The 23,157-nt window shown below is 64.7% G+C and carries 19 protein-coding genes, 1 tRNA gene and 1 pseudogene; 11 read left to right on the top strand and 10 right to left on the bottom strand.

Annotation, left to right across the window (positions count from 1 at the left end; genetic code table 11):
- The first annotated feature begins 26 nt into the window (after window positions 1–26).
- From ACT89O_RS08880 to ACT89O_RS08870, 3 genes are read left to right on the top strand one after another with little or no spacing between them, the layout of a single operon-like run.
- Complete coding sequence (locus tag ACT89O_RS08880; protein ID WP_055400466.1) at window positions 27–710, top strand: response regulator transcription factor; 684 nt, start codon at window positions 27–29, stop codon at window positions 708–710.
- On the top strand, window positions 707–2,173 hold the full coding sequence (locus ACT89O_RS08875; RefSeq protein WP_055400421.1) for a sensor histidine kinase: 1,467 nt from the start codon (window positions 707–709) through the stop codon (window positions 2,171–2,173). The genes ACT89O_RS08880 and ACT89O_RS08875 overlap by 4 nt, the downstream gene beginning before the upstream one ends.
- The gene (locus ACT89O_RS08870; protein ID WP_055400419.1) at window positions 2,170–2,601 is read left to right on the top strand and encodes an RNA-binding S4 domain-containing protein; all 432 of its coding nucleotides are present in this window, start codon (window positions 2,170–2,172) and stop codon (window positions 2,599–2,601) included. The genes ACT89O_RS08875 and ACT89O_RS08870 overlap by 4 nt, the downstream gene beginning before the upstream one ends.
- A 105-nt stretch (window positions 2,602–2,706) precedes the next feature.
- Here ACT89O_RS08870 and ACT89O_RS08865 read toward each other — a convergent pair.
- The 7 genes and pseudogenes from ACT89O_RS08865 to cysS form a co-directional block, all read right to left on the bottom strand.
- A tRNA-Ser gene (locus ACT89O_RS08865) sits at window positions 2,707–2,799 on the bottom strand.
- A 10-nt stretch (window positions 2,800–2,809) separates the two neighbouring features.
- Window positions 2,810–3,334 (bottom strand): annotated as a pseudogene (locus tag ACT89O_RS08860) (ACT domain-containing protein); the annotation flags it as partial.
- Between the two features lie 38 nt (window positions 3,335–3,372).
- The gene (tilS, locus tag ACT89O_RS08855; protein ID WP_218299289.1) at window positions 3,373–4,338 is read right to left on the bottom strand and encodes a tRNA lysidine(34) synthetase TilS; all 966 of its coding nucleotides are present in this window, start codon (window positions 4,336–4,338) and stop codon (window positions 3,373–3,375) included.
- A 127-nt stretch (window positions 4,339–4,465) separates the two neighbouring features.
- Window positions 4,466–6,319 carry a methyl-accepting chemotaxis protein gene (locus tag ACT89O_RS08850; protein WP_487262377.1) on the bottom strand — a complete coding sequence of 618 codons (1,854 nt, stop codon included), beginning with the start codon at window positions 6,317–6,319 and terminating at the stop codon, window positions 4,466–4,468.
- Window positions 6,320–6,487: 168 nt separating this feature from the next.
- On the bottom strand, window positions 6,488–7,465 hold the full coding sequence (locus ACT89O_RS08845; RefSeq protein WP_055400675.1) for an acetyl-CoA carboxylase carboxyltransferase subunit alpha: 978 nt from the start codon (window positions 7,463–7,465) through the stop codon (window positions 6,488–6,490).
- Between the two features lie 112 nt (window positions 7,466–7,577).
- Window positions 7,578–8,252 carry a DNA-3-methyladenine glycosylase family protein gene (locus ACT89O_RS08840; RefSeq protein WP_199727020.1) on the bottom strand — a complete coding sequence of 225 codons (675 nt, stop codon included), beginning with the start codon at window positions 8,250–8,252 and terminating at the stop codon, window positions 7,578–7,580.
- A gap of 47 nt (window positions 8,253–8,299) precedes the next feature.
- The gene (gene cysS, locus ACT89O_RS08835; protein WP_487262376.1) at window positions 8,300–9,682 is read right to left on the bottom strand and encodes a cysteine--tRNA ligase; all 1,383 of its coding nucleotides are present in this window, start codon (window positions 9,680–9,682) and stop codon (window positions 8,300–8,302) included.
- 215 nt (window positions 9,683–9,897) lie between these two features.
- On the opposite strand from cysS, the gene ACT89O_RS08830 reads away from it, so the two are divergent.
- The 7 genes from ACT89O_RS08830 to ACT89O_RS08800 all read left to right on the top strand — a co-directional run bounded on the left by ACT89O_RS08830 (window position 9,898) and on the right by ACT89O_RS08800 (window position 17,993).
- The gene (locus ACT89O_RS08830; RefSeq protein ID WP_487262375.1) at window positions 9,898–10,995 is read left to right on the top strand and encodes a YybH family protein; all 1,098 of its coding nucleotides are present in this window, start codon (window positions 9,898–9,900) and stop codon (window positions 10,993–10,995) included.
- A gap of 85 nt (window positions 10,996–11,080) precedes the next feature.
- On the top strand, window positions 11,081–12,367 hold the full coding sequence (locus ACT89O_RS08825; RefSeq protein ID WP_055393541.1) for a L,D-transpeptidase family protein: 1,287 nt from the start codon (window positions 11,081–11,083) through the stop codon (window positions 12,365–12,367).
- Complete coding sequence (locus ACT89O_RS08820) at window positions 12,364–12,945, top strand: peptidylprolyl isomerase (RefSeq protein WP_306553545.1); 582 nt, start codon at window positions 12,364–12,366, stop codon at window positions 12,943–12,945. The genes ACT89O_RS08825 and ACT89O_RS08820 overlap by 4 nt, the downstream gene beginning before the upstream one ends.
- A gap of 30 nt (window positions 12,946–12,975) precedes the next feature.
- Window positions 12,976–13,482: a peptidylprolyl isomerase gene (locus ACT89O_RS08815; RefSeq protein ID WP_121507002.1), complete on the top strand. Its 507-nt coding sequence runs from the start codon at window positions 12,976–12,978 to the stop codon at window positions 13,480–13,482.
- A 27-nt stretch (window positions 13,483–13,509) separates the two neighbouring features.
- A complete protein-coding gene (locus ACT89O_RS08810; RefSeq protein ID WP_487262374.1) occupies window positions 13,510–14,301 on the top strand; it encodes a UDP-2,3-diacylglucosamine diphosphatase in 792 nt (263 codons plus the stop codon).
- Window positions 14,302–14,337: 36 nt separating this feature from the next.
- A complete protein-coding gene (locus tag ACT89O_RS08805; RefSeq protein ID WP_487262373.1) occupies window positions 14,338–15,162 on the top strand; it encodes a M90 family metallopeptidase in 825 nt (274 codons plus the stop codon).
- 839 nt (window positions 15,163–16,001) lie between these two features.
- Window positions 16,002–17,993 (top strand): NHL repeat-containing protein, encoded by a 1,992-nt coding sequence (locus tag ACT89O_RS08800; RefSeq protein WP_487262372.1) that lies wholly within the window; start codon window positions 16,002–16,004, stop codon window positions 17,991–17,993.
- 229 nt (window positions 17,994–18,222) lie between these two features.
- Here the strand turns inward: ACT89O_RS08800 and ACT89O_RS08795 are convergent, their stop codons facing one another.
- Window positions 18,223–18,456 (bottom strand): hypothetical protein, encoded by a 234-nt coding sequence (locus ACT89O_RS08795; protein WP_055393558.1) that lies wholly within the window; start codon window positions 18,454–18,456, stop codon window positions 18,223–18,225.
- A 136-nt stretch (window positions 18,457–18,592) separates the two neighbouring features.
- Entirely contained in the window at window positions 18,593–21,256 is a 2,664-nt protein-coding gene (mdeB, locus tag ACT89O_RS08790) for an alpha-ketoglutarate dehydrogenase (RefSeq protein ID WP_487262371.1), read from the bottom strand.
- Window positions 21,257–21,359: 103 nt separating this feature from the next.
- Here mdeB and ACT89O_RS08785 point away from each other — a divergent pair, with 103 nt between their 5' ends.
- Window positions 21,360–21,833, top strand: coding sequence for an Lrp/AsnC family transcriptional regulator (locus ACT89O_RS08785; protein ID WP_055393562.1), 474 nt, complete (start codon window positions 21,360–21,362; stop codon window positions 21,831–21,833).
- Here the strand turns inward: ACT89O_RS08785 and ACT89O_RS08780 are convergent.
- Entirely contained in the window at window positions 21,781–23,052 is a 1,272-nt protein-coding gene (locus ACT89O_RS08780; protein WP_176885405.1) for a methionine gamma-lyase, read from the bottom strand. The genes ACT89O_RS08785 and ACT89O_RS08780 overlap by 53 nt on opposite strands.
- Window positions 23,053–23,157 lie beyond the last annotated feature (105 nt).

The following is a 23,157-nucleotide window of genomic DNA, read 5'->3' as shown; positions in this document are numbered from 1 at the left end:
GATGAGACGGTGCTATGGTGCCGCGCATGCAATTGCTTCTTGTTGAAGACGACCCCACCATGCAAGCCACGCTGCACCGCGCCCTGACACGCCGTGGCATGGAAGTCACCGCCGTGGGCGACGGCCGCGCGGCGCTCAGCCAGTGGGCCGCACGGCAGCCCGACGCGGTGATCCTGGACCTGACCCTGCCCGGGCTCGACGGCCTGCAGGTGCTGCAGCAGGCGCGCTCGCGCGGGCTGCGCACCCCCGTGCTCATCCTCACTGCACGCGGCACTGTGGGCGACCGCGTGATGGGCCTGAACGCGGGTGCCGATGACTACCTGCCCAAACCCTTTGACCTGGACGAGCTGGAGGCGCGCCTGCGCGCCCTGGTGCGGCGCAGCGCAGATCCCACCGTGGCGCCGCTGGCGCCCAGTACCGTGCAGATCGGCGCCATCCGTTACGACAAGGACAGCGGCGCGCTCTACCTGAATGGCGAAGTGATGGAGCTGACACCGCGCGAACTGGCGCTGATGCACGCCCTGCTCGCCCAGCCCGGCCATGCTGTAACGAAGGAGCGGCTGTACGAACTGGTGTTCCCCGGCCAGCTGGATGTGCAGTACGAGGCCATTGAGGTCGTGGTGTACCGCCTGCGCAAGAAGCTGGCAGGCACAGGCCTCACGCTGATGACCCTGCGCGGGCTGGGCTACCTGCTGCGGGCCGACACATGAGCGCTGCAACGGACTCGGGCCGCCACCCTTCGTTGCGCAGGCGCCTGCTGCTGGGTATTCTGCTGCCCGTGGTGCTGTTCATCGGTTTCAACACCTACAGCCTCTACCAGCAGACCCTGGCCTCGCTCAATACGGCCTATGACCGCACCCTGCTGGCATCGGCCAAAAGCATCAGCGAGCAACTCGATGTGCGGGGCTACGACGAAGCAGCAGAGTTGCGCGCCACGGTGCCCTACTCCGCGCTGGAAGCCTTTGAGGCGGACAACCAGAGCCAGATGTTCTACCGCGTGTCCACCTTGCAAGGCGACCTGGTTTCTGGATTTGCCGAACTGCCGGTATGGCGCGGCCAGATACCGGCCCGCCCGCCGTATGCGGCATTGGTGGATTTCTACGACGACCGCTTTCGGGAGCGCGATGTGCGCGTGGCCGTGCTGCTGCAGCCCGTGGCCAGTTCGGAAGGCCGCACCATGGCCGTGATCCAGGTGGCCGAAACCCTGGAGGTGCGCGAAACCCTGGCCTTGCAGATTCTGCGCAACACCCTGCTGCGCCAGGCCCTGCTCGTCGCCGTGATCGCGTTGACCGTGGTGCTGGTGGTGCAGCGGGCCATCCACCCTGTGCGGCAGCTGAGCCTGCAGCTACAAGGGCGCAGGGAGGGCGACCTGAGCCCCATCGCAGCCCCCTCCACCCCACGCGAGCTGCAGCCGCTGATCGATGCCACCAACGAGGTCATGCAGCGCCTGCGCCACCTGCTGCGGCACCAGAAGCGCTTTGTGCGCGATGCCTCGCACCAGTTGCGCACGCCCTTGGCGGTGCTCAAGACCCAGGTGCAGTCCGCCCTGCGCGGCGACGTGGAGCCCCAGCAGGCCCTGCATGAGATCAGCGACACCGTGGACCGCGCGACTCAGCTGGCGAACCAGATGCTGGCTCTCGCCAAGGTGGAGCAACTGCGCCAGCAAAGTACCCCACCGACCACACGGCTGGACGAAATGCTGCGTACCGTGGCGCTAGAAATCTCGCCACTGATCGCCCAGCGCGACCTGGATTTCGGCATACACACCGAGCCCGCCCGGGTGCAGGCTCATGAGTGGATGCTGCGCGAGCTGAGCCGCAACCTGTTGCACAACGCCGTGCGCCACGCCCCACAGGGCAGTGAACTCACGGTGGATCTGCGCACCGACAGCCACCATGTGGCGCTGACCATCAGCGACCACGGCCCCGGCATCGACGACGAACTGGCGACACGCCTCTTTCAGCCCTTTTCGGCCGGCGACGTGCGCGCGGGCAGCGGCCTGGGCCTGGCGATCTGCCATGAGATCGTGCAAGCCCTCGGTGGCAGCATCGCCTTAACCAACCGCATGGTGGGCAGCAGACTGACAGGGCTGGACGCCGTGGTGCGCCTGCCACTGGCCGCGCCATCGGCTGACATGGGCAACCCCGCACACGCGGCACAATCCCCGGCATGAACACCCTGGAGACAATGCGGCTGGACAAATGGCTCTGGTGCGCGCGCTTTTACAAAACCCGCAGCCTGGCCACCGAAGAAATCGGCAAAGGCCGCGTCACCGTCAATGGCCAACTGGCCAAACCCGCGCGGGACCTGCGATGCGGCGATACCGTCGCGCTGCGCCAGGGGCCGGTTGCCCGTACGGTGCTGGTGATGGGCCTGAGCGGAGCGCGCGGCCCAGCACCTGTCGCCCAACAGCTGTACCAGGAAACGCCCGATAGCATCGCCACCCGCGAAAAGGCTGCGGAGTTGCGCCGCTTGGCACCAGAACCCGCCGCCACGCTGCACGAAGGCCGCCCTACCAAACGGGACCGGCGCGAGATCGACAAGGTGAGCAACAAGGGGGGCGATTGGGGCAGCCGCTGGAGCGCGTCCATCGACGAATGAGCGCAGCGTGGGCCTTGCGGATTCGCCGGGCGCGGCAGACAAGGCGCCAAGACGGATGCATCACAAGAAAAAAGCCCAAGTGAATGAATCACTTGGGCTTTATCTTGGCGGAAACGGAGGGATTCGAACCCTCGATGAGGCTCTACACCCCATACTCCCTTAGCAGGGGAGCACCTTCGGCCACTCGGTCACGTTTCCAATCCCGCTATTATGCCCCATTTCTGAGCCGATTCTGGCAGTCTGGTACGGCTTGCTGGTCACACTCGAATGCTCTGCACAGGCTTTGCACGGCCAACTCGGCGTACTTTTCGTCGATCACCACCGAGGTCTTGATTGCGGACGTGGAGATCATCTGGATGTTGATGCCCTCTTCTCTCAGGGCACTAAACATCTTGCTGGCCATCCCCACAGGGCTGTGCATGCCGATACCGGCGATGCTCACCGCGCAGATGGTGGTGTCCCCCACCAGTTCCTGCACCCCCAGTGTGGGTACCACCTTCTCCTGGAGCAGGTCCATGGTGCGAGCATAGTCAGTGCAGTGCACGGTGAAGCTGAAGTCGGTTTTTCCGTCCTTGTTCACGTTCTGGATGATCACGCCGACTTCGATGTTGGCATCACCCACCGCGCCCAGGATCTCGCGGGCAAGGCCGCGCTTGCCAGGCACGCCCAGCACGGAGATCTTGGCCTCGTCGCGGTTGACCACGATGCCTGGTACGACGGCTTGTTCCATTTTTTGTCTTCCTCGCAGGGTGCCTTGCGATGTTCGGGCAACTAGAGCTCCCCAACTTGGGGGTCGCACCAGTCAAGGGCTGGCCCGGTCCGCACCACAAAGCCACGCCCCACCTTGATGTGGATGCGGTGGCCGCGCGTGGTGCAGGCCGCAATCTGGTCCAACAGCTCGCCCAGTTGCGCCGCCGCGGGTGTGGTGTGGTGGAACTGGCGCAACCAGTGGCGCAGCACGTTGGCCTGGCGCGAGCGGCTCAAGCCCTGCAGTGCAGCGATCTGCGGCGGTGCACCGACGCGCGCCAGGTCCTGCTGCGCCAGTTCTTCGAGCAGCTCAGCGGCCTGCGCGGCGTTGGAGGCCGAGCGGGCGAACGTGTCGCGAAACGCCGGAAAGGCGGCCTCCAGCGCAGGCAGTAGCTGCGCGCGGATACGGTTGCGGGTGTAGCGTTCGTCGGTGTTGGTGGGGTCTTCCACCCAGCCCTGTTCCTGCGCTCGCAGCCAGCTGCGAATGTCTCCGGCGGCCACCGGCAGCAACGGGCGGTGCCACACCACGCCAGCGCGTTCCCAGCGGGCAGGCATGGCGGCCAGCCCGGCAACGCCTGCACCACGTGACAACGCCAGCAGCAGCGTCTCAACCTGGTCATCCGCATGTTGCGCAATTGCTATTGATTTGATAGCTATTTGCGATTGACTGGCAAGCGCTACAGCCTCAAAAGCCTTGTATCTTGCCTGTCGGGCGGCATCTTCGGGGCTCTGGCCCGGTGCATGGCGGGCATCCAACCGTTCCACCCACAGCGGCACGCCAAGGCCTTGGCACAAGGCAGTGCAATGCCGTTCAAACCCATCGGCCGCCGCCTGCAGGCCGTGGTGCACATGGATGGCCTGCACCTGCCCAGGCCACCGGCGCGCACAAGCCAGCAGCAGCGCCGTGGAGTCAGCCCCGCCACTCAGCCCCACAGCCAGTGGCAGTGCGGGGGCAAAGGCCTGCATGGCAGCGTCGAAAGACTGGGTCACTGCGGCACCCGGCCCGCGCCACGGAGCGGTGGTGGCGCATCAAGCACACAAAAGCGATGGACAGAGCGGGAATGCATGGGCGCCGATTATCGCGGGCACCTTCCCCTCGCCTGCCCCCTTCATCCCATCAACCGGCTGGCGCGGACAAACGCGGCCCGGCGCGTGAGGCATCGGCGGACAGGCGGAACGTGCCCACCACCTCCGACAGCCGCACCGACTGGTCCTTGAGGCTCTGGGCTGCGGCGGCGCTTTGCTCCACCAGCGCCGCGTTCTGCTGGGTCATCTGGTCCAGGTGCGATACCGCCTGCCCGACCTCGTTGATGCTGGTGCTTTGCTCATTGGTCGAGGCCGTGATCTCGGCCATGATGTCCGTGACGCGCTGCACCGAGGTCACGATGTCTTTCATCGTGGTGCCCGCGTCATGCACCAGGCGCGAGCCGTTTTCCACCTGTTCCACCGACGCGCTGATGAGTTGCTTGATTTCCTTGGCAGCCTCCGCACTGCGCCCTGCCAGGCTGCGCACTTCACTCGCGACCACGGCAAAGCCACGCCCTTGCTCGCCAGCGCGCGCTGCCTCCACCGCCGCATTCAATGCGAGGATGTTGGTCTGGAAGGCGATGCCGTCAATGACTCCGATGATGTCGTTGATCTTGCGCGACGCGGCATTGATCTGCTCCATGGTGGTCACCACATTGCCCACCACCTGGCCACCGTGCTGCGCCACGCTGGATGCCTGTGCCACCAGCTGGTTGGCCTGGCGGGCTGAATCCGCGTTGTGGCGCACGGTTTCGGTCAGCTGCTGCATCGATGCGGAGGTTTCCTCCAGGCTGGAGGCCGTGAGTTCGGTGCGCCCGCTCAGGTCCTGGTTGCCCGTGGCGATCTCTTCGGCCGCCACGCGCACCGAGCTGCTGGCATCACGAATCTGCGCCAGCACACCCGAGAGCTTGCCCGCAAAGCTGTTGAAGCTGGCAGCAATCTGCGCCAGTTCGTCTTCGCCCTGTGCGTCAATGCGGCGCGACAGATCACCGTCGCCTGTGCCGATCTCGTGCATGGCGTCGCGCACCAGGGTCAACTGGCGCAGGCGCCGGGTCAGGATCACGCCCAGCAGCCCGACGGCTACCAGCAACACCAACACGCTGGAAATCAAGGATGTGGCCAGCATGGAGCGGATGGGCGCCATCGCTTCGCTCTCATCCAGGGCCACCACCAGCATCCACGAGGTGCCAGCGATGGGAACCACACTCAGCAGGCGGTTGCGCCCTCCAATGTCGGCTTGCAACAGGCTGGTACTGTCCTTGGCGGCTGCGACCAATTTGTCCACCGCAAGGTCTTTGGACAGCTCCGCAATGGGCTTGAGGGTGAGCGCCTGATCGCGGTGGGCAATGATCTTGCCGTCGGCTGACACCAGGAACCCAAAGCTCTGGGGCGTGGGCCGGATGGAGGCCACATTTGCCACCACCGACTCCATATACACATCTCCCGCCGCCACCCCCTTGAGGGCTGCGCCTGCGCCCACCGGGGTGGCAAACGTCACCACGAGCTTCTGGTCCGACGCTGAAATGTAGGGCGGCGTGACGACCGACGTGCCCGCCTGCGCCGCCTGCTTGTACCAGGGCCGCGCAGTGGGGTCGTAATCTGCCGGCAAATTGCGTGTTTCAGAGAACACGTATTTTTTGTCGGCATAGCCAAAATAGGCGGTACTGAACTTGCCAGCGTCCCGCAGCATGGCCAGCGGCTTGGCGGGCTCGGGCTCTTCAAAGGCGGTGACGGACGCCGCAATGATCGCCGACTTGCCCCGCGCCCATTCCTCAATGGTCTCGGCGTGGCTTTTGGCCGTGGCCAGCCCCTCTTCCGCCAGCGACACCTGCGCCTGCCCGCGCGCCGAAAAGTAGTTGACCAGGGTCAGTACCAGCAGGGCGGCCACCATACACAGGGCGGACAACACCAGAATCTGGCCTTTGAGCGTCTTCAGAAGCGACATGGGGCACCCCTTCTTGATCCACCCGCACGGACGGGCGTGGGCCATGTTACATCCGGTATCAGTCTGCGCGCCAGTGGAGGTTAGCCCGCAGAGCGCTAGGTTCTGACCACAAAAACAACAACGGCCCCGGAGGGCCGTGGGCGCAATGCGCGGTGGGCAGTCAACCGCTCAGCGGCTATCGGCCTTGGTGTCGCTGAAGCGGCCATAGCTCTGCAGACGCTCGTAGCGGCGGTCCAGCAGGTCTTTGGTCTTGAGGTCGGCCACCTGGCGGAAGGCATCGCCCAGGGCACGCTTCAAGAAGGCCGCCATCTGCTTGTGGTCGCGGTGGGCGCCGCCCACGGGCTCGCTCACGATCTTGTCCACCAGGCCCAGGGCCTTCAAGCGGTGGGCGGTGATGCCCAGAGCATCGGCAGCCTCCTGTGCCTTGTCGCTGGTCTTCCAGAGGATGGAAGCGCAGCCCTCAGGGCTGATCACGGAGTAGATGGCGTATTGCAGCATGACGACCTGGTCACCCACGCTGATGGCCAGTGCGCCGCCAGAGCCGCCTTCACCAATGATGGTGGTAATGATGGGCACTTCGAGCTGCGCCATCTCGAAAATGTTGCGGCCGATGGCTTCAGACTGGCCGCGTTCTTCGGCGTCGATGCCGGGGTAGGCGCCGGGCGTGTCCACAAAGGTGAACACGGGCAGCTTGAACTTCTCGGCCGTTTTCATGAGGCGCAGGGCCTTGCGATAGCCCTCGGGCTTGCTCATGCCAAAGTTGCGCATGGCGCGCTCCTTGGTGTCGCGCCCCTTCTGGTGGCCCAGCACCATGCAGGCATGGCCGTTGAAGCGCGCGAGGCCGCCCACGATGGACAGGTCGTCCGCGTAATGGCGATCGCCGTGCAGTTCCACGAAGTCGGTGAAGATGTCGCGCACGTAGTCGAGCGTGTAGGGGCGCTCGGGGTGCCGGGCAATCTTGGTGATCTGCCAGGGCGACAGTTCGCTGTAGATGTCTTTCGTGAGCTGCTGGCTCTTCTTGCTCAGCTGGTCGATTTCTTCCGAGATATCGACGGCACTCTCGGTCTGCACGTAGCGCAGTTCTTCAATTTTGGATTCGAGTTCGGCGATGGGCTGCTCGAAATCCAGAAAGGTCTTTTTCGCCAACGTTTTTCTCCTAGGGGATCGCGCCGGTTGCGGCTGCCACGAATACGAATGGCACGCACTGTAACCGACGGTTAACGAGTTTTGTAAAGCGCGTCAGGCTGGGTCAGCGTTTTCAATAAGCCACCGGCAGGGGGTCGAGCGATCGCCAAATATACCAAGTTGCCACGCTGCACCATGGCTTCCAGGCCTCGGCCACCTCGCGCGCATCGCTGCGGCTGACGGGATCGCCCGAGAAATAGTTGTGACTGATCCCTGCGATCAACCCTGGGTCATCCAAGGGCAGTACGTTGGGGCGCATCAGGTAGAAGATCAGGAACATCTCGGCCGTCCAGCGGCCAATGCCTCGGATCGCTACCAGTTCGGCAATGATGGCTTCGTCGTCCATCGCCGCCCAGTCCTTCACGTGCAGCTTGCCTTGTTCAAAGTGGATGGCCAGGTCCACCAGGTAATCCACCTTGCGCGCCGACAAGCCTGCGGCCCGCATGTCGTCGATCTTGAGCTTGAGCACGCTGGCGGGCTTCATGCCGCGCGGCAGCAGCGCGACGAAGCGCTCCCACACGGCCTGCGCCGCCGCGACGGACACCTGCTGGCCCACGATGCTGCGCGCCAGCGTGACGAACGCATCACCCCGCGTACGCAGCGCGGCATCGCCCAACTGCGGGATCAGGCGCTTCATCACCCGGTCCTTCTTCACCAAGTGCTTGCAGGCCTCGGCCCAATAGTCGGGCGTGGCCAGCACCAGCGGCGGCGTTGCGGCATCGCTCGCTATCTTTTTAAGAGCTGCCACCGCTTACCCCACCTGCGCCAGAGGCAGTTTTGACATAAAAACCAGCTTCACTGCGCAGCTTCCCAGGTCGTGCCTGCGGCGGAATCCTTGAGCACGATGCCCTGGGCAAGCAGCGCCTGGCGGATGCGGTCGGCCTCGGCGAAGTTCTTGGCAGCCTTGGCGGCAGCCCGGGCGGCGATCTGCGCCTGGATGTCGGCCTCGTCCACGCCACTGGCACCCGCTTGCAGAAAGGCTTTGGGGTCAGCTTGCAGAATGCCCAGGCATCCCCCCAGCGCCTTGAGCAGCCCCGCCAGCGCGGCCGATCGCGTCTTGTTGACTTCACCGGCCAGATCAAACAGCACGGCCACGGCCTCGGGCGTGCCAAAGTCCTCGTCCATGGCCGCCTTGAAACGCGCGGCGTAGGGGTCGGCCCAGTTGATGGCTGCCACATCGGCGGGCGCCACCAGGCTCAGCGCCGTGTAAAGGCGCTTGAGCGCTTGGCGCGCGTCGTCCAGATGGGCATCGCTGTAGTTCAGCGCGCTGCGGTAGTGGGCCCGCACGATGAAGAACCGCACCGTCTCGGCGTCATACTGCTGGAGCACGTCGCGGATGGTGAAGAAATTGCCCAGACTCTTGGACATCTTCTCGTTGTCCACGCGCACAAAACCGTTGTGCACCCAGAACTTCGCGAGCGGCTTGCCCGTGGCGCCTTCGCTCTGGGCGATTTCGTTTTCGTGGTGGGGGAATTGCAAATCCGCCCCGCCGCCGTGGATGTCAAAGGTTTCGCCCAGCGTAGCGCAGCTCATGGCCGAGCATTCGATGTGCCAGCCGGGGCGGCCGGCGCCAAAAGCGCTTTCCCACTTGGCCTCGGGTGGTTCCTCGGCCTTGGCAGACTTCCACAACACAAAGTCGAGCGGGTCTTCCTTGCCATCGAGCACGGCCACACGTTCACCCGCACGCAGTTCATCGAGCGACTTGCCCGAGAGCTTGCCGTAGCCGTCGAACTTGCGCACGGAGTAATTCACATCGCCATTGCTGGCACGGTAGGCCAGGCCTTTGCCCTCAAGCTGGCCGATCAGCGACAGCATCTGGGGCACGTATTCGGTGGCGCGGGGCTCGGCCGAGGGCGGCTCGATGCCCAGCAGGCCGATGTCCTGGTGCATGGCGGCAATCATCTCGTCGGTCAGCTGACGGATGGTGATGCCGCGCTCCAGCGCGCGCTTGATGATCTTGTCATCGATATCGGTGATGTTGCGCACGTAGGTGACGCGGTAGCCACTGCTTTTGAGCCAGCGCTGCACCACGTCAAAGGCCATCATCATGCGGGCGTGGCCGATGTGGCACAGGTCATAGATGGTCATGCCGCACACATACATGCGCACATGGCCAGGTTCGAGCGGGGAAAAGTCTTCCAATGCACGCGACAGCGTGTTGTAGATGCGCAAACTCATGGGATTTCAGTAACGGGGGATGGGGTGGTGGGTGAATGAAAATCCACCCGGCAGCTGGGGGCAAAGGCCCCTGGCGAAGGGTTGGCCCAGCGAGGGGCCTACAGCGAAATCACCCGCGGCAACAGCGTTCCGTCATGACAACCCCCTCAGCTACAATCCGCCGCAGTATAAGCCCCCGCCCGGGACAGACGCTGCCCCACACCTTTGAAGCCCCCATGAAGCAAGTCCGCCGCACACTTCCACGCCTCCTGCGCCTGCTGGCACTGACCGCGCTGCTGGGCACTGGCGCGGCCCAGGCCGACGACTACACAGAAATCACCCAGCTGATCAAAGCAGGCAAGCCCGCCGACGCGCTCGCCAAGGCCGATCAGCGCTTGGCCGCCAACCCACGCGACCCGCAGCTGCGCTTCCTGCGTGGCGTGGCACAGGCAGATTCGGGCAAGCCTGCTGATGCCATCACCACCTTCACCAAGCTGACGGAAGAATACCCAGAGCTGCCCGAGCCCTACAACAATCTGGCAGTGCTCTACGCCAACCAGAACCAGCTGGACAAGGCACGCACGGCGCTGGAGATGGCAATCCGCACCAACCCCAGCTACGCCACTGCCCACGAAAATCTGGGCGACATCTACGCCAAGCTGGCCAGCCAGGCCTACAACAAGGCGCTGCAGTTGGACGCCACCAACGCCAATTCCGTCAAGCCCAAGCTGGCACTGATCCGCGAGCTGTTCGCGCCAGAAGCCGCCGGCAAGCCAGGCCGCCCCGCCGCCGCAGCCCCGGCAACGGCCCCTGCCGTGGTGGCCACGCAGCGGCCAGCGCCACCCGCAGCAGTGGCCCCCGCCCCTGCACCGACCCCGGCAGCCACACCCGTACCCGCATCTGCGCCCAGTGCAGCTCCTGCTCCTGCGCCTGCTATCGCCCAAGCCCCCACCGCAGCACCCGCAGCCACCCCGGCAGCAGCAAGCGACGCCGCAGCCGTTCAGGCTGTGACCTCGGCCGTTCAGGCATGGGCGGCCGCCTGGTCGGCCAAAGACATGCAGGCCTATCTGGGCGCCTACGACAAATCGTTCGATCCACCCGGCCGCCAGACGCGCTCAGCGTGGGAAAAGGAGCGCGAGGCGCGCATCGTGGGCAAGTCCAAGATCAACGTGCAGCTGTCCGACGTTACCGTTGCGGTCAATGGCGACAAGGCCACCGCCCGTTTTCGGCAGGCCTATACCGCTGATGCGCTCAACGTCACGAGCCGCAAGACGCTGGACCTGGTGAACCACAACGGCCGCTGGACCATCGTCCGCGAATCCACAGGCGGTTGACTGTGAACCCCGACCCTGGGCCTGCGCAGCGTGCGCGGGCTGTGCCTGCTGCCGAGCCCCTGAAGGCCTGAACCTGAAACCGCGCATGTTTGTGGAGTTGTCCGCACCAAGCCGCCGGGCTGCGGCAGGCACCCTGTTCCTCGCCGCACTGCTGCAGGCAGCACCGGCGCACGCCCAGAGCGGAAAAGTGCGCCGCGCCGCCACCCAGCCTTCTACAGAACCGGCCGACACCAAGGCGCCCAACCTGCGCGACGGACAGGCAGAAACACGCCTGCTGGCCGTGTACAAGCTCATCGCAGAAGGCCGCAGCCGCGAGGCACTGGCCCAGGCCGAAACCCTGGCGCGTGACTATCCCAACTTCCAGCTGGCGCAACTGGCCGTGGGCGACCTGCTGATGTCGCGCACGCGGCCCATCCGCCGCATGGGCGATGTGCCAGAGCCCGACACTGCACGCAGCCTGCAGGTAGCCACCACCCTGGAAGAGCTGCGCAACGAATCGCGCCAGCGCGTGGACGCCCAGCGCAGCCGCCCGCCCGCGCACAGCATTCCCGCCCAGTTCCTGGAACTCTCGCCCCGCTCGCGCCATGCCATTGCAGTGGACGCTTCGCGCTCGCGCCTGTACCTTTTCGAGAACACGCCCAAGGGCCTGCAGTTGGTGGCCGACTACTACGCCTCGGTCGGCAAGCTGGGTATCGAGAAAAGCCTGGAGGGCGACCAGCGCACACCGCTTGGTGTGTACTTCATCACCAGCCGCCTGGACCCCGCCACGCTCAAAGACTTCTACGGCGCAGGCGCGCTGCCCATCAACTACCCCAACCCCCTGGACCAGAGCCGGGGCAAGACCGGCAGCGGCATCTGGCTGCATGGCACGCCACCCGACCAGTTTGCCCGCGCGCCCCTGGCCACCGATGGCTGCCTGGTGCTGGCCAATCCCGACCTGGAACGCATTCTGCGCACGGTGGAGCCCCGTTCCACCCCCGTGGTCATTGCGCGCCAGCTGCAGTGGGTAGCGCCCCACGCCGTGCAGGCGGACCGCAAGTCTTTTGACGCGGTGCTCAATGCCTGGCGCAACGCCAAAACCCAGGGCGACATGAACCGGTTGCTGGGCTTTTACGCGCCAGACTTCCAGAGTTACCGCAAAAAACCGCTCAACGAATGGACCCAGGTGCTCCAGGCGGAGACCCGCGCCCTGAAAGGCCGGGAACTCCACCTCAAGGACAAGTCTTACCTGCGCTGGACAGACTCCGCCGACACCATGGTGGTAACGTTCGGCGAAGTCGCCGAAGGCGCCCGCACGGGTCCCGTCAAACGCCAGTACTGGGCGCGGCGGGGCCAACAATGGCAGATATTTTTCGAAGGAGTGATTGGATGATTTCCAGAAGAAATTCGACCCTGGCGCTTGCAGGTATTGCGCTGACAGCTATTTTTTCAGTAGCGTCCGTACAGGCGCAAGACGCCCCCAAGGTCAAGCTGTCTACCTCGATGGGCGACATCGTGGTGCAACTCGACCCGGCCAAGGCGCCCAAGACGGTGGAAAACTTCCTGGGCTACGTCAAGGACAAGACCTATGACGGCACCGTGTTCCACCGCGTGATCGATGGTTTCATGATCCAGGGCGGTGGCTACACCGCTGACCTGATTCCCAAGCCCACCAAGGCCCCTATTCCCCTTGAAGCCAACAACGGCCTCAAGAACGACACCTACACCATCGCAATGGCGCGCACGGGCAACCCCAACTCGGCCACATCGCAGTTCTTCATCAACGTGAAGGACAACGCCATGCTCAACGCCCCGAGCCCCGACGGCCATGGCTATGCCGTGTTCGGCAAGGTGGTCGAAGGCACGGCCGTGGTGGACAAGATCAAGGCCGTGGCCACCGGCAACAAGGGCCCGCACCAGAACGTGCCCACCACTCCCGTCACCATCAACTCCGCCACCCTGGTGAAGTGAACCCGCCATTTTTTTGAAGGAAGCATTGCCATGAGCAACCCCCAGGTCGAACTGCACATCACCGGCTACGGTGTCATCACCCTCGAACTCGATGCCGCCAAGGCCCCCAAGTCGGTCGAGAACTTTCTGGCCTATGTGAACAAGGGCCATTACAACAACACCATCTTCCACCGCGTGATTCCTGGCTTCATGGTGCAAGGCGGCGGCTTTGAGCCCGGCATGACCCAGAAGGGCACTGACGCGCCCATCGAAAACGAAGCCAACAATGGCCTCAAGAACGCCAACTACACCGTGGCCATGGCCCGCACCAGCGACCCGCACTCGGCCACCGCCCAGTTCTTCATCAACGTGGCCGACAACGGCTTCCTGAACCACACCGCACCCTCGGCCCAGGGCTGGGGCTATGCCGTGTTCGGCAAGGTCGTGTCGGGCACCGACGTGGTGGACAAGATCAAGGCCGTGAAGACGGGCCGCAAGGGTTTCCATGACGACGTGCCGAAGGAAGACGTTGTGATCGAAAAGGCTGTTGCGCTTTGATCGCACTCTGATCTGACCGCGATCTCCGTGACCACGACCGTGCCCCGGTTCGAGGAGCTTGTCGCTCCATCGCACTGGCGCACGGTCGATTTCATTTCGGACCTGCACCTGCAGGCCAGCGAGCCCGCCACAGTGGCCGCTTTCGAGCACTACCTGGCCACCACCACGGCCGATGCCCTCTTCATCCTGGGCGACCTGTTCGAGGTATGGGTGGGCGATGACGCCATGGGCGAACCTGGCAGTTTCGAGGCCGAAGGCTGCGCCGCCCTGCGGGCCGCCGCGCAGCGCCTGCCCGTGTACTTCATGCACGGCAACCGCGACTTTCTGGCGGGCCCGGGGTTCCTGGCGCAGTGTGGCATCACTGGCCTGGCAGACCCCACGGTACTGGTGTTTGGCGGCCAGCGCTTCGTGCTCAGCCACGGCGACCTGCTGTGCCTGGACGATGTCGAGTACCAGCGCTTTCGCGTGCAGGCGCGCAGCACCGAGTGGCAGCGGCAGTTTCTGGCGCAGCCCCTGGCCACACGTCGCGCGCAGGCGCGTGGCATCCGCCAGGAGAGTGAGGCGCGCAAACAGTCGGGCGCGATCTATGCCGATGTAGACGGCCCGGCCGCCATCACCTGGCTCCAGGCGGCCCAGGCGCATACGCTCATTCACGGCCACACCCACCGCCCCAACAACCACGCGCTGGCGCCCGGCTTGCAGCGCGTGGTGCTCAGCGACTGGGATGCCGCGGCATTACCGCCCCGCGTGGAAACACTGCGTTTGTCCCGCGCGGGGTTGGAACGGCTGTCCCCGGCCCCCAAGTACTCGCGATCCTGAACTGCGCGGGGTTTCACCACCCGCTGCCTGATCGCCATGCCCCCTCTTTTCCATCGGCTCTGGAGCCGCGTCCGCGCCACGGTGGCCCCCGTGCCCGACATCTCGGCCACGCTGTGGCTGCAGACCCTGCAGCGTTACCCGTTTCTGGCGGCGCTCTCGCTGCACGACCAGTCCAAGCTGCGCGCCTTGAGCGCCCTCTTTCTGCACCACAAGGAGTTCCACGGCGCCCACGGCCTGGTGGTGACCGACGCCATGGCCATCGACATTGCGGCGCAGGCCTGCCTTCCCCTGCTGCATTGGGGCGACCCGGCCAAGGCGCTCGACTGGTACGACGATTTTGTGGGCATCGTGCTGCACCCTGGCGAAGCCGTGGCGCGCCGCCAGACGGTGGACGAGGCCGGCGTGGTGCATGAACACACCCAGGTGCTGCTGGGCGAGGCCATGGAGCGCGGCCCCATCATGCTCAGCTGGGAGCACGTGGCCAATGCCACCGAGAACACGGCGCGCGGCCACAACGTGGTGGTGCACGAGTTCGTGCACAAGCTCGACATGAAGAGTGGCGAACCCAACGGCTGCCCGCCCTTGCCCGCAGGCTTCATGGAGACACGCACCGGACGCGCCGCCTACGAAGCCTGGTGGGCCGCCTGGGAGCCAGCGTACGAGCAGTTCCGCGAGCGTGTGATCCTGGCCGAGCGCTTTGGAGCAGAACGCCCCTGGCTGGACGCCTACGGGGCCACATCACAGTCCGAGTTTTTTGCGGTGGCCTGCGAGGCGTACTTTGTGAACCGCGACAGGTTTGCGCAGGAGTTTCCGGTGTTGATGCCGGTGCTGGATGCATTTTTCTGCCCGCCTGTGCGCTAACCCCACAGCCATCTCAAAATCCTCATGCCAATTGGGGAGGGCCGGGTGTTTTAACGTATGCCCGCCTGCCGTAACCGACAGTTACTTGGCCGCTGTGATACACAGCCCATAAACTCGTCCCGTCATGTATCGTTGCCCCAACATCACCGATAGGACTTAGAGCGGCGAACAAACTCAGCGAAGCGGTTCTGGCTAGCGTTGCGTCGCAGGCTGTACGAGCAGTACGACAAGACGCGGCAACCACGCCAGAAGAGTTTTGTTAGCCGCTCTTATGCAAACAGGGATGCAACAACCGCCTTGTCTTGAGGCGCGCTGTTTGCCTGGGCACTGCTTTGCGAAAGTCAAAACCGAAATTCGCGATAGGGAGCTTCATGCCCAACACCGCATCCAAGGATCGACTGCGACGCATTGGCCTGCTTGCTGCATTGGGAGTCCCCGTGGTCGCCGCGTCTGGGGACAGCTCTTCTGACACCCCTACCTCAGCGCTAGCGCCGCACTCGCGACGGCCCGCTTTGGAGTCAGCCTGGATGAGATGGCGGTGACCAACTTCCCCTCCCATGCGTTTTCATCGGGCTGATGGCCAGTCTGCGACTCTGACCCAACATTTTCATAGGATTTTTATGCAAAGCAAACCACGCACCCCACACCGAGCCCGCTGGAGGCTGCTGGCCTCGCTGGCAATCCCTGTGCTTGCATCCTGCGGCGGGGGTTCCAGCGATACACCAGCCCCGCCACCGCCGCCCGCCACAGCCCTGTCCTTGTTGGCAGGTAGCACCGACGGCCCGGGCAACCAGGATGGCACCGGGGCTTTCGCAAAAATCAGCGTCGAAACGGGCGGTATGGCGCTCACCCCCGCGGGCGATGTGCTGATGGCAGACACCGGCAACAACACCATTCGCAAACTCTCCCCCACCGGGCAGCTCACCACAGTCGCAGGCGGCGGCCCCACACGGAGTGGCGCGAGCAGCATCGAGACGCGCTACCTGGACGCCGCAGGCACAGCATCCCGTTTCAACGCGCCGCTGGCCGTGGCGGTGGATGCGGCGGGCAACGCCTACGTGGCCGACGCCGGGAACCACCTGGTGCGCAAGATCGATGCATCCGGCAACGTCACCACGCTGGCCGGCCAGGTGGGCGTGTGTGGCAATGCCGACGGCACCGGCACGGCGGCTACGCTGTGTAGCCCCACCAGCATTGCCGTGGACAAGGATGGCAATGTCTATGTCTCTGAATGGGCACCTTTGACGCAGACCCTGCCTGCCGAGCCCACGGGCAACCCCATCCGCAAAATCACACCAGCCGGCGTGGTCAGCACCGTGGTGTTCAAGGTCAGCCAGATTCCGACGCCAGGACAAGGGCGCAACAACCCCGCGCGCTTCTACCCGGTGCAATTGGCGACCGACTCCGCCGGGGCCTTGTACGCCGCCGATCCCAACGACCATGTGGTGCGCAAATTTGCGCCCGGTGGACAGGCCACGGTGCTCTCAGGCACCGTGGCCCAGGGCAACGCTGGCCATGTGGACGGTTCGGCATCAGCGGCCAAGTTTGGCGAACTGCAAGCCATTGCCATAGACCGCTCCAACCGGATATTTGTGCTGGACAGGCACCTGGGCACGCCGCTGCGCGAGATCGCTGCCGATGGTTCCGTCACCACCGTGCGGCGCGCAGCGGACTGCGCCTTCGGCGCCGATGGCCTGCCGCCTGCCTTTTGCGCTGCCAAACGCCTCGCGGTGGATGCCCAAGGGCGCTTCCTCGTCACCGAAAACAGCGCGTCCAGCAGCTTCCAAAGCTACGCACTGGTCCACCGCTACCCCCGCGATGGCGCTGCCGACTTGAAAGTGGGAACGGCACCCAGTCCTGGCTGGGCCGATGGCAGCGGGAGCACAGCCCGGTTTGACGGCCCGGGGGCGCTGGCCGTGGGCAAATCAGGCACCCTGTATGTGCGCGACCGCAACAATGCAGCCATTCGAACTATTCAGCCGGATGGCATGGTGGGCACCCTGGGCAGGGTTAAAAACCCGTGCTCGCAAATCACGGGGCCAATCAACGAAGTCGCCTTCTGCGGCCCTGAAGCACTCACCGTGGATGGTGCCGGAAACATCTACTCGTACTCTCTCAAGCGCATCCTGAAGGCCACGCCCGCAGGCAACGTCGCAGTTTTTGCCGACCTGTCCGCTCAGTTGAATGCCATCCCAGCATTTCTGGATCTTGGCATCACGGGCCTGGTCGCCGACGATGCGGGCACCTTGTACGCATCGTCGCTGCAAGGCGTGATCTTCAAGATCAGCCCGACCGGTGCCGTCAGCCTGTTTGCAGGCAACCCCAACGCACGGGGGCATGCAGACGGCCCTGCCGGTTCGGCGCTGTTCTCGGCGCTGGGCCATATGGTGCTGGACCCTGCGGGCAACCTGTATGTGGTCGATGGGCGCCACCACAACATCACGGGCGTGGGCCCCACCATCCGCAAGATCACCCCCGCAGGCAGCGTGAGCACCGTTGCAGGCCGCGCGGACATGCCCCCCGGGCTGGTGGATGGCCCCGTATCGTCGGCGCAACTGGCCGTGGACACAGGCGCGGCACTCTCCGACTCTCAGGCCCACCTGGCAGCCGACGCAAAGGGCAACGTCTATGTGACCGATCCGCGCCACCATGTGGTGCGCAAGATTGGCGTCGATGGCCAGGTCAGCACGCTGGTGGGCAAACCCTGGGGCCAGGGATTTGCGGCAGGAGACCTGCCCGGCCTCATCGACGAGCCCAGGGGCCTTGCCGTGCGCGACACCACACTCTTCATCTCCACGTCCAACGCCGTGGCGGCCGTCAAACTGCCCTGACCATGTGGCTGCGGCCCCTGGCGCACCGAAAGGGCCAAGGTGCAAGGCGCCTTTGGCGCCTTGCAGTCGGCATGGCGGGTGGGCGCTGCAAAAAAGCAGTTCCACGAATCAGTGTCGGCCCTGGCGCCCGTTGGTATTGCGTTGGCCGCTATAAAAAACAAGGCACTTCAACACCTGCTGGAATCCAGCCAGCTGCTGGATGCCTGACGGATTCAGGCCCGACAACGGTTCACGCCGACAGCGCCTGCTCGACCGCCAGTTTGGCTTCTTCCAGACTGCTGAAAAACCGTGTGGGCTGGGGCATGGCCTTGGGCAGATGGGGTGGCGCTGGCCACAGGCGCTCATCCATCCAGACCGCCGTCCAGCCGCCAATGTCCTTGCGCTTGATGGAGCAAAGTGCTTGCCCATCCATCATGGCTGTCCAGGTGGTCGGCGGGTTGTGGTCCCAGGTGACGTGTGTCATGGCGCCCTCTCGCGGTTGCTGGGCCATTGTAGGAAGCCTGCGCCGAATTGGGCAACGGCATTCACCCACCCCACCCCGGCGGCGGAATTGCGAAGTCGCGGAACGACAGCAGGCGCCCACATGGCGCCCGTGTTCGTCAGCCAGCGGCCATCGCGCGTCGTGCAGCTTGGGCCACGCTGGAAGCGTCTACGCCAAAAAATTGGCGCAGTGCAGCGCGCGTGTCGCTGCGTCCAAATCCGTCCGTGCCCAGGGTCACATACTTGCGGCCCTCGGGGACAAGTGCCCGCACCGTCTCGGGCACGGCGCGCACGTAGTCGGTGGCTGCAATCACAGGCCCGCGTGTTGGGGCCAGCTGCTGCGCCAGCCATGCGGATGCAGGCGCGGATTCGCCCGCCAGCCAACGCTGCTCGCACGCCACACCATCGCGCGCCAGCTCGCTCCAGCTGGTCACGCTGAGCACTGTCACTTCCACGCCTTCTGCGGCCAGCAGTTCGGCGGCCTTGACCACCTCGGTCAGGATGGCGCCAGAGCCCATCAGGGTGACGGATTTGGATGAAATCGTGCTCTCGCGCCTATCTATCAAGCGCGAGTAGCTCTTAAAAACATAGCAACCACGCAACACACCTTCTGCCGCACCGGCGGGCAGGTCGGGCTGGGCGTAGTTCTCGTTCATCAGTGTCACGTAGTAGAAAACGTCGCGCTGCTCGGTCACCATCTCGCGCATGCCAGCATCGATGATCACGGCCATCTCGCCTGCGTAGGCTGGGTCGTAGGCCTTGCAGTTGGGGATGGTGGCCGCCACCAAGTGGCTCGATCCATCCTGGTGCTGCAGCCCCTCTCCGCCCAGCGTGGTGCGGCCCGACGTGGCGCCCAGCAAGAAGCCGCGCGCACGCTGGTCGGCCGCGGCCCAGATGGCATCGCCCACGCGCTGGAAGCCGAACATTGAGTAGTAAATGTAAAACGGCAGCATGGCCAGGCCGTGCACGCTGTAGCTGGTGGCGGCTGCCGTCCAGCTCGCAATGGCGCCGGCTTCGCTGATGCCTTCTTCCAGAATCTGGCCGTCCAGCGCCTCGCGGTAGCTCAGCACCGAGCCGATGTCCTCGGGCGCGTAGCGTTGGCCCACGCTGCTGTAGATGCCGACCTGCTTGAACAGATTGGCCATGCCAAAGGTGCGCGCCTCGTCGGCCACGATGGGCACGATGCGCGGGCCCAGCGTGGCGTCCTTGAGCAAGGTACCCAGCATGCGCACGAAGGCCATGGTGGTGCTCATCTCCTTGCCATCGGCTTGTAGCGCGAACTGGGCGTAGCTTTCGATCGCCGGCACGGGCAGCGCCTCGCAGGCCGTCTCGCGGCGCGGCAGGTAGCCGCCCAGGTTCTGGCGATGGCTGCGCAGGTAGCGCATCTCGGGGCTGTCTTCGGCAGGTTTGAAGAAGGCGAGGCTCGTAGCCTGCTCGTCGGACAGCGGCAGGTTGAAGCGGTTGCGGAACTCGATGAGGTCCGTCTCGTCCAGCTTCTTCTGGCTGTGCGTGGTCATCTTGCCCTGGCCGGCCGTGCCCATGCCGTAGCCCTTCTTGGTGTGCGCCAGGATCACCGTGGGCTGGCCTTTGTGCGCGCTGGCAGCAGCGTAGGCAGCGTGGATCTTCACCAGGTCGTGCCCACCGCGCTTCAAGCGGTCGATCTGCTCGTCCGTCATGCCCTGGGCCAGGGCCGCCAGCTCGGGGTTCTGGCCGAAGAAGTTGTCGCGGTTGAAGCGTCCGTCCTTGGCGGCAAAGGTCTGCATCTGGCCGTCCACCGTACCTTCCAGCGTTCGCACCAGGGCGCCGGTCAGATCGCGGGCGAACAAGCCGTCCCAGTCGCTGCCCCAGACCAGCTTGACCACGTTCCAGCCCGCACCGGCGAACAGGCGCTCCAGCTCGTCGATGATGCGGCCGTTGCCGCGCACCGGGCCGTCCAGCCGCTGCAGGTTGCAGTTGACCACCCAGACCAGGTTGTCCAGGCCCTCGCGCGCGGCCAGAGTCAAGGCACTCATGGATTCGGGCTCGTCCATCTCGCCATCGCCAAACACGCCCCACACCTTGCGTTGGCTGCAGTCGAGCAGATTGCGGTGCGTGAGGTAGCGCATGAAGCGCGCGTGGTAGATGCTGCTGATGGGGCCGATGCCCATCGAGCCGGTGGGAAACTGCCAGAAGTCCGGCATCAGCCACGGGTGTGGGTAGCTCGAAAGGCCTTGTGCGCCCGCAGCCGGAGCGGTCAGCTCCTGGCGGTAATGCATCAGATCTTTTTCGGACAAACGCCCTTCGAGGAATGCGCGTGCATACACGCCCGGCGCGCTGTGGGGCTGGAAGAACACCAGGTCGCCCCGGTGCTGGCCTTCACCCACACCCTCACGTGCACGGAAGAAATGGTTAAAGCCGCTCTCGAACAAGTCGGCCGCGCTCGCATAACTGGCGATGTGGCCACCCAGTTCGCCATACGCCTGGTTCGCGCGCACCACCATGGCCAGCGCGTTCCAGCGCACGATGGAGGCCACGCGCTCCTCGATGGCCAAGTCGCCGGGAAACACGGGCTGGTTGTGTACCGCCACGGTGTTCACGTACGGCGTGTTCAGGTCGGGCTGCCAGCCAATCCGCTGTGCGCGCGCCACCCGCACCAGCTCCTGCAGCATGTGCCGCGCCCGCTCGGGGCCTTCGGTGGCGACCAGGGCCAGAAAGGCGTCGCGCCATTCGGCGGTCTCCTGGGGGTCAGTGTCGGCCAGGGCATCCTGGGTGTGGAGCAGATGGGAAGGCAAGGGGGCGTTCATAGGAGCACACTCTAGAAGGATTTGCAAAAAATGTGATGCCGAATCGCGAAAATTAGCCATCTATAGCAGCACAATATTCCACCAAAAACCAATATTGCAGCATATGAAGCTCGACACCACCGATCTGCGCATACTGGCCGAACTGCAGGCCGATGGCTCGCTCTCCAACGTGGAGCTGGCCCGGCGTGTGCATCTCTCGCCGTCTCCCTGCCTGGCACGCGTGAAGGCACTGGAGACCGAGGGTGTCATCGCCCGTTATGTAGCGCTGGCCAACGCCGCCGCACTGGGGCTGGGACTGAACGTGTTCATCAGCATCAGCCTGAAAAGCCAGAGCAAGGAAGCGCTGGCCGACTTTGAACAGCGCATTGCCGAGCACGATGAGGTGATGGAGTGCTACCTGATGAGCGGCGACTCGGACTACCTCATCCGCGTGGCACTGCCCGACATTGCGGCGCTGGAGCGCTTCATCGTCGAACAGCTTTCCCCCATTCCAGGGCTGGAGAAGATCCGCTCCAGCTTCGCGCTCAAGCAGGTGCGTTACAAGACGGCGCTGCCGCTGCCGCAGTCTTCCCCGTAGTGGGCTCGGCCTTGAAATCCAGCGCCTGCACCAGGTCCAGTGCCTGGCCAATATCGGCCAGCAGGTCATCCAGGTCCTCCAGGCCGACCGACAGGCGCACCAGCCCTTCGGCAATGCCGTGGGCGGCACGCTGCTCGGGCGTGTAGGTGGAATGCGTCATGCTGGCCGGATGCTGGGCCAGCGTCTCGGCATCGCCCAGGCTCACGGCGCGGGTGACGAGCTGCAACGCGTCCATGAAGCGCACGCCCGCCTGCAGGCCACCACGCAGCTCAAAAGCGATCATCCCGCCCATCTGGCGCATCTGCTGCTTTGCCAGCGCGTGCTGGGCAAAGCTGGGCAAGCCGGGGTAGTGCACGGCCGCCGCAGCCGGGTGGGCGGCGATGAACTCGGCCACTTTCTGAGCGCTCTGGCAGTGGCGGTCCATGCGCAGCGCCAGCGTCTTGAGGCCGCGCATCACAAGGTGCGCGTCCTGCGCCGACATCACAGCACCCGTCATGTCTTTAAGACCATACAGGCGCACGCGCTGGGCCAGTTCTGCATCGGCAAACACGGCCGCGCCTGCGGTCAGGTCACCATGGCCACCGAGGTACTTCGTCATGGAATGCACGCTCACATCGGCACCCAACAGCAGGGGCTGCTGCAGGTAAGGCGTGCAGTAGGTGTTGTCCACCACCACCTTGGCGCCCTGGGCGTGGGCCAGGGCCGAAACGGCGGCAATGTCCACCAGCCGCATGTTGGGGTTGGCCGGGGTTTCCAGGTAGACCACGCGCGTCTTCTGGCTCAGCGCGGCGGCCACGTGGGCCGGGTCGGTCATGTCCACATGGCGCACGCTCACGCCAAAGCGGCCCAGCCCGTGGTGCAAAAACGAGAAGGTGCAGCCATACAGCGTAAGGTCGGCCAGGATTTCATCGCCCGGCTCCAGCATAGACCACAGCGTGGCCGTGATGGCCCCCATGCCCGAGCCGAACACCACGGCGCCTGCGCCCTGCTCCAGGCTGGCCAGGCGCCCCTCCAGCAGCGCCAGCGTGGGGTTGGCGATGCGGGTGTAGAAGTAGCCGGGCTCCTCGCCTGCAAAGCAGCGCGCGCCATAGGCCACATCGGGGAAGGCAAAAGTGGCCGAGGTGTGGATGGGCGGCACCAGTGCGCCCTGGTGGTCGGCCGGGTTGTAGCCATGGTGGATGGCGCGGGTGCTGAAGCCGGTGGCGGATGTGCGGGTCATGGTGGTCTCCTTGGAATAGGGAGATTCTTCAACCCATCAACGGGTAAGTTTTCGCCTTATTTGCCCTACATACGATCAAAGAAGGCAAAATTTGCCTCAAATTAC

Source organism: Acidovorax sp. NN32 (genome assembly GCF_057597245.1).
This window is presented reverse-complemented; position numbering and strand designations above follow the sequence as displayed.